This is a genomic window from Kitasatospora sp. NPDC033851, from assembly GCF_055576085.1.
On sequence record NZ_JBVIRL010000030.1, the window covers coordinates 81030 to 87113 of the forward strand.

Annotated in this window: 5 protein-coding genes; 2 read left to right on the forward strand and 3 right to left on the reverse strand. The window is 73.1% G+C overall.

Annotated elements, in window-relative coordinates; genetic code table 11:
- Window positions 1-95: 95 nt before the first annotated feature.
- Window positions 96-755 (reverse strand): rhomboid-like protein, encoded by a 660-nt coding sequence (locus ACZ51D_RS36725; RefSeq protein ID WP_465664701.1) that lies wholly within the window; start codon window positions 753-755, stop codon window positions 96-98.
- 295 nt (window positions 756-1050) lie between these two features.
- Here ACZ51D_RS36725 and ACZ51D_RS36730 point away from each other — a divergent pair, with 295 nt between their 5' ends.
- A complete protein-coding gene (locus ACZ51D_RS36730; RefSeq protein ID WP_465618257.1) occupies window positions 1051-1761 on the forward strand; it encodes a rhomboid-like protein in 711 nt (236 codons plus the stop codon).
- Between the two features lie 271 nt (window positions 1762-2032).
- Window positions 2033-4744: a ligand-binding sensor domain-containing protein gene (locus tag ACZ51D_RS36735; protein WP_465618259.1), complete on the forward strand. Its 2712-nt coding sequence runs from the start codon at window positions 2033-2035 to the stop codon at window positions 4742-4744.
- Window positions 4745-4815: 71 nt separating this feature from the next.
- On the opposite strand, the gene ACZ51D_RS36740 is transcribed toward ACZ51D_RS36735, so the two are convergent.
- Window positions 4816-5715, reverse strand: a complete 900-nt coding sequence (locus ACZ51D_RS36740) for an NAD(P)/FAD-dependent oxidoreductase (RefSeq protein WP_465664705.1) — start codon at window positions 5713-5715, stop codon at window positions 4816-4818.
- A 187-nt stretch (window positions 5716-5902) separates the two neighbouring features.
- On the reverse strand, window positions 5903-6084 hold a 182-nt coding region (locus ACZ51D_RS36745; protein ID WP_465664702.1), incomplete at its 5' end, for a non-reducing end alpha-L-arabinofuranosidase family hydrolase.

Here is a 6084-nt window from a genome sequence, read left to right on the forward strand (position 1 = left end):
ACGGCGGAAGAACGGTGGGAGACGGCGGGAAGACCGTGGGAACCGCGACGGGCCGGACTCCCGGGGGAGTCCGGCCCGTCCCCGCTGGTGCGGCGTCAGCGCGGTACGGGCGCCGCCCGGGCGCGCAGCCAGGCCGTCCGGGAGGCGAGTACGCCGAGGCCCAGCGCGACCAGGTGCCCGGCGTCGGCCAGTTGCTGGTCCAGCGCCCAGGCGGTGGCCAGGGCCAGGGCCAGCGCCGGAAGACCGTAGCGGCGCAGCGGGACCGGACCCAGGGCGAGCAGACAGGCGCCGGTGGCGACCAGCCCGTAGCTGATGCCCACGTCCCGGGCCCGGGAGAGCGCGCCGGGGATGTGGGCGGTCAGCATCACCCACATGGCCCCCTCGGTGAGCAGAGTGGCACCCAGGTGCCCGAAGGCGAAGACGGCGGCGGCCCGGGCCGGGCCCCAACGCCACTCGGCCAGGCCCAGCACCACGGCGACCGCCGCGATGCCCGCCCAGGCCGGTACGCCGTCCACCACCAGGCCGCTGGTGAACATCGTCCACCATTTACCGACTTCCATGTGGTGCACGTTGCTGCTGTTGTGCCGGACGAACCTGGCCCGCTCGGCGTGGCCCTGGCTGGCGAGCCAGGAAGCGGTGACGGTCAGCAGCAGGACGTACGCCGTGGTGAGCCGCAGCCGGGCGGCCGCTCTCAGCGCGGGCTGCCGGGAGGCCTCGGTGTCGGTCGGTGCCCTCGTTGCGAGGCGATCGCTCATCGTGCCTGGCGCCCTTGTCTGCTGTTCCCGGTACCGGCACGCCCGGTGCGTGGCCGAGGAGGTCGTGGCCGGGAGGGTCAGAGCGCCAGCGTACGTCAGTGGAGCGTGGCCGCCGGATGCCGCCCTCGGGCGGTTGGCGGGTGGCGCCGCCGGGAGGCAGGGGCCGGATCACCCGTACGGGCCGCCACGGCGGCGGGTGGCGGCGGGCCGGGGCGAGGGTGGGGGAAGTGGTGAGGGGGAGCGGTGAGGGGAGGGCGAGGGAGTGTCGAGGGGAGGAGTGTCGAGGAGGCAGTCGATGGCCGGCAGCACCGCCAGGAACTCCGAGGCGCACCGGCGGCCCTGGTGGGCGCGAGCCGCCCGCGCGGTGTGGGCCTACGTCCGGCGCGCCCCGGGCACCTACGTCTGGCTGGCGATCCTGCTCGTCACCACGCAGGTGATCCGGCACGTCGATCCGTTGACCGCCGACCGCATCCTGGAGCGGCGCTCGACCAACCTGCACCACCTGCAGACCTCGCCGGTCCGCGTCCTGGTGACCAGCGCCCTGTGGATCGCGGGCGGCGGGTGGCTGTCCTACTTCCTGCTCTACAACCTCTTCCACGTGCCCGCCGAGCGGTGGCTCGGCACGCTGCGCTGGATCTCGGTGGCGATGCTCGCGCACGTCGGCGCGACCTACCTCAGCGAGGGCGTGCTCGGCTGGGCGATCCACCGCGGGCTCGCCTCGCCGAAGGCCGTCTACACCCTCGACTACGGCGTGAGCTACGCGCTCGCCGGCGTGGTCGCGGTGCTCACCTACCTGATCGTGCGGCCCTGGCGGTACCTGTACGCGGCCGGGGTGCTGGTCGTCTACGGCCTGGGCGTCCAGCAGAGCCGGGACTACACCAGCGTCGGCCACCTCAGCGCGGCACTGATCGGATTCGCCTGCTACCCGCTGACCCGGGACCGCCCCGGCTCCTTCGACCCGGTCGCCTCGGTGCGCGCGGCCCGGCGGCGAGTGCGCGGGCGGTGACCGGGCGGGCGGTGACGGGGCGGGCGGTGATCGGACGATATCAGCCGACGCGCTCGCGGTGGGGCGTCCCGCCGCCCAGGGTCCCGCCGCCCGGGAGGTCCGTCCGGTGTGCCCTCCGTATTCGGTGAATGCCAACTGTTCCAATCGGTAAGGAACTTACCGCCTTCTTACCGTACGGCCCTTCCCCTGGCCGGATCGGACCAGCAGGCTGTCCCCCTGTTTCCGCCGAGTCGCGCGACCGCGCGACCGGCCGCAGGGGAGGACCACAACCGTGCCCACCAGGCAACGACGACGGCTGCTGCTGAGCGCCGTCACGCTCACCGCGCTCGGACTGACCACCACCCAGGCGCTCGCCGCGCCGCCCGCACCCCGGGAGCCGCAACCGTGGCAGGTCCGGCACCAGGCGGACATCGGGAAGGCGCACGCCCAGAAGGTGCGGAGCGCCACCGGCGCCACGACCGCGGCCCCGAGCCTCAGCCCGCGGGCCGAGACCGAGGCCGGGGACGGCGGTGACGAGGCGGAGAACTCCGCCGAGGGCACCGCGCAGTACACCGAGGCCCGCACCGCCCCCGGCGTGGTCGCGCCGGGGGCCTACGGCGCGGCCTGGGCCCAACTGCAGTCCATGCCGCACACCGGCGGCAGCTGGGACCACGTCACGGACAAGCCGTACAACTCCGACGACCCGCGCTACCGCGACGTCAACTCCAACTCCAGCGGCGGATCCGGTCTGGTGACGGGCCGGACCACCGGCCTCGCGGCCGACAAGGACGGCTACGTCTACGCGGGCGGTGCCAACGGCGGCGTGTTCCGCTCCCGCACCGGCGGCGGCAACTGGGAGCCGATCGCCGACAAGCTGCCCACGCTGTCCACCGGCACGCTGAACCTCGACGACGGCGGCCGGCTCTGGTACGCCACCGGCGAGTCCAACACCGGCGCGACCTCGTACGTCGGCACCGGCGTGTACGTGCTCGCCGACCCCAAGCACGGTGAGTTCCAGCCGGGCAACCGGGTCGGCGGCGCCGAGCTGGAGTCGACCATCATCCACGCGCTGCGCTTCGCCGGCGGCAAGGTGTGGGCGGCCACCAGCCGGGGGGTCTGGAGCCACTCGACCACCACGCTGTCGGGCCCGTGGACGCTCGAGTTCGCGCCCAACCCGGAGTACCTGCCGGGTGGTTCGAAGGCCGGGGACCCGGCCGCGCCGTACAAGAACATCGCCAACGACATCGCGATCGACCCCAAGGACCCGAACAAGGTGGTCCTCGCGGTGGGCTGGCGCGGCGGCGACACCTACAACGGCTTCTACAGCAAGGCCGCGGACGGCACCTGGCAGCGCGTCGGCTCGCTCGGCGACCTGCCGACGGACGCGGCGAACGTCGGCAACGTGACCTTCGCGCGCTCGGCGGACGGCTCGCGCTACTACGCGATCGACCAGTCCCCGGCGGTCATGGCCAGCGACCCGGACACCGGCCTCAAGGGCATCTACGTCTCCAAGTCCGGCTCCCCGTCCGGTTCGTGGACGCTGGTCGCGGACAAGGACAAGCTGAAGGGCTCCGGCTCCGCGCTGCAGGACGACGGCTACCAGCCGGGCATCCAGGCCTGGTACAACCAGTTCCTCCAGGTCGACCCGGCCAACCCGGACCACGTCTACGCGGGTCTCGAGGAGGTCTTCGAGACCACCGACGGCGGCGCCAAGTGGGCCACCGTCGGGCCGTACTGGAACAACGGCTTCCCGTGCTGGAGCATCGACCCGGCCAAGCAGACCGGCGACTGCTCGCCGACCACCCACTCCGACCAGCACGCCGTCGCCTTCGGCAGCTACCAGGGCAAGGTCAACGTCTACGTCGGCAACGACGGCGGCATCTACCGCCGCCCGGCCAACGGGCAGTTGGACGCGTACGGCCACGCCAAGGACTGGACGCCGCTCAACGACGGCACCATCGACACCCTGCAGTACTACTCGGTCGGCGTCGGCAAGGACCCGGCGGACCGCTCGGGCCGGGGTGTGATCGTCAGCGGCGGCCTCCAGGACAACGGTCAGTCGATCCTGCGCGCCCACGACAAGGTGATGGGCTCCAACTTCGGCGGCGACGGCGCCGACACCCTCGTCGACCCGGCCAACGGCTGCAACATCGCCGAGGAGTACGTCTACCTCGACATGTGGGTCACCCAGAACTGCGCCGTCAACGACGGCAGCTGGACGAAGGACCCGAGCAAGGCCACCTCCTACGAGGTCGCCCCGCCGGACAAGAACACCAGCGCCGCACGCTTCATCGCGCCGATCACCAGCGACCCGAAGGACGGCAACACCTGGATCGCCGGCGGCCGGCACGTCTGGGTACAGCACAAGGGCTACGCGATCCGCAGCGGCAACGAGTGGACCTCGGCCTACGACCTCGGTACCGGCCACGTCGCCACCGCGGTCGCGACGGTCGACGGCACGGTGTACGCGGGCTGGTGCGGCCCGTGCAACAACGTCGGCTTCAGCCGCGGCATCGCGGTGGGCAAGACCGACGGCACCGGCTGGCACCAGCTCGACCTGCCGGTCGACGCAACCCTGCCGAACCGCTACATCTCCTCCTTCGCCGTGGACGAGAAGGACGCCCAGCACGTCCTCGTCGCCTTCAACGGCTTCTCGCGCACCTGGACCGAGGGCCCCGGCGCGGGCGTCGGCCACCTCTTCGAGACCCACGACGGCGGCACCACCTGGACCGACATCTCGGCCAACCTGCCCGACGTCCCGGCCACCTCGGTGAAGATCCTGCCGAACGGCGGTGTGGCCCTCGGCTCCGACCTCGCCGCCTTCTACCGCGCGCCGGGCACCACCGACTGGCGGGTCCTCGGCCGCAACCTGCCCACCACCGCGGTGCAGCAGCTCAAGATCGGCCCGGACGGCAAGCTCTACGCCGCCACCTTCGGCCGCGGCATCTGGTCCTTCGACCTGCGTCACCTCGGCCACGGCCGCTACGACGAGACGGACGACTGATCGGCTGACGGCCGGCCGGTGACCGGCTGGTGCCGGTCGACGTCCGGTCGACCCGCCGGTGCCCGGCCCGCTCACCGCGAGCGGGCCGGGCACCGGCGTCGGGGGTCGAACCAGCGAGGGCAACATCCTCTGCGTGGCCGAGCGGCCCACCACTCAGCAGGCCGGCAAGGCCGTGCCACGATCTCTCCGGCGAGTTCCTGGGCGAGCAGGGGCGAGGCGTGCAGGCCGTCCCGGTGGGTGCCGGTCGCCACCCACAGGCCGGGGCGGCTGGTGGACCCGAGCCGTGGGTGGCCGTCCAGGCCGATCGGCCGGTTGCCGTGGTACAGGCGCTGCAGCCGGGCGGTGGCCAGGCCGTGGTGGAGCTGGCCGAGGGCGGCGTCGAGCAGGAAGCGCACCCCGCCCAGGTGCGGGGTGTCGCCGGGGACGAGCGCCGGGGCGGCGCCGGCCCCGAGGTACCAGCTGCCGTCGGCCTGGGGCACGGCGTGCAGCCCGCACGCGTACGCCCGGTTCGGGGTGCGGAGCACGGCGGGGAGCGGGGCCGGGGCGGTGACGCTGATGGCGGTGCCTTCCGCGGTGGCGACCGGCATGAGGGCCAGGTCCGGGTCCAGTGCCTCGATCAGCGGACCGGTCCATGCTCCCGCAGCCAGCACGACGTTGGGCGCGCTGACGTGCCCGTGGTGCGTCCGCAGGAGGTAGCCGGCGCCACTCGACCGCAGCGGGGCGGCGGGGACGCGGGTCACGTTCGGCAGCGAGTCGAGCGCGGCGTCCAGGGACTCAAGCCAACCGCGGGCGTCCAGGAACGCCTCGTCGGGCAGGTGGAGAGCGCGCAGCGGCCGCTCGTTGTCCAGCGACTGCACAGCCGGCACCTCGGAGGGCTCGACTTCCTCGACCGGCACGCCGTACTGGCGGCCCGCGCGGACGATCGCCGCGAACGACCGCTCGTCCAGCGGCGAACCGACCGCGTTCAGCAGGACGAACGTGCCGGTCGCGTAGCCGTCGCCGACCGGACGTGCCTCGGCGCTGCCGGCCGGTGCGGGCGGAGGACGCGCGGGGCCTCGCCACTTCCGATGGCGAAGTGGCGAGGCTCAGGAACCGTACGCTCCGACCAGCGGTCGGCTCTCACGGCTCGCGGTGGTGTGGCCGTGACTTGGCGGCGGGTCAGCGCCGCAGGGTGAGGAGACCCGGGCGCCACGGCAGTTGGTCGTAGGGGCCGGTCGCGGTGGGGGACTTGCCCTGGTAGAGGAGCTGCAGGTTGCAGGGGTCGATGGTCATGGTCTGGTCGGGGTTGTTGCGGACCAGGTCACCGTGGCTGATGTCGTTGGTCCAGGTGGCGCCGCTGT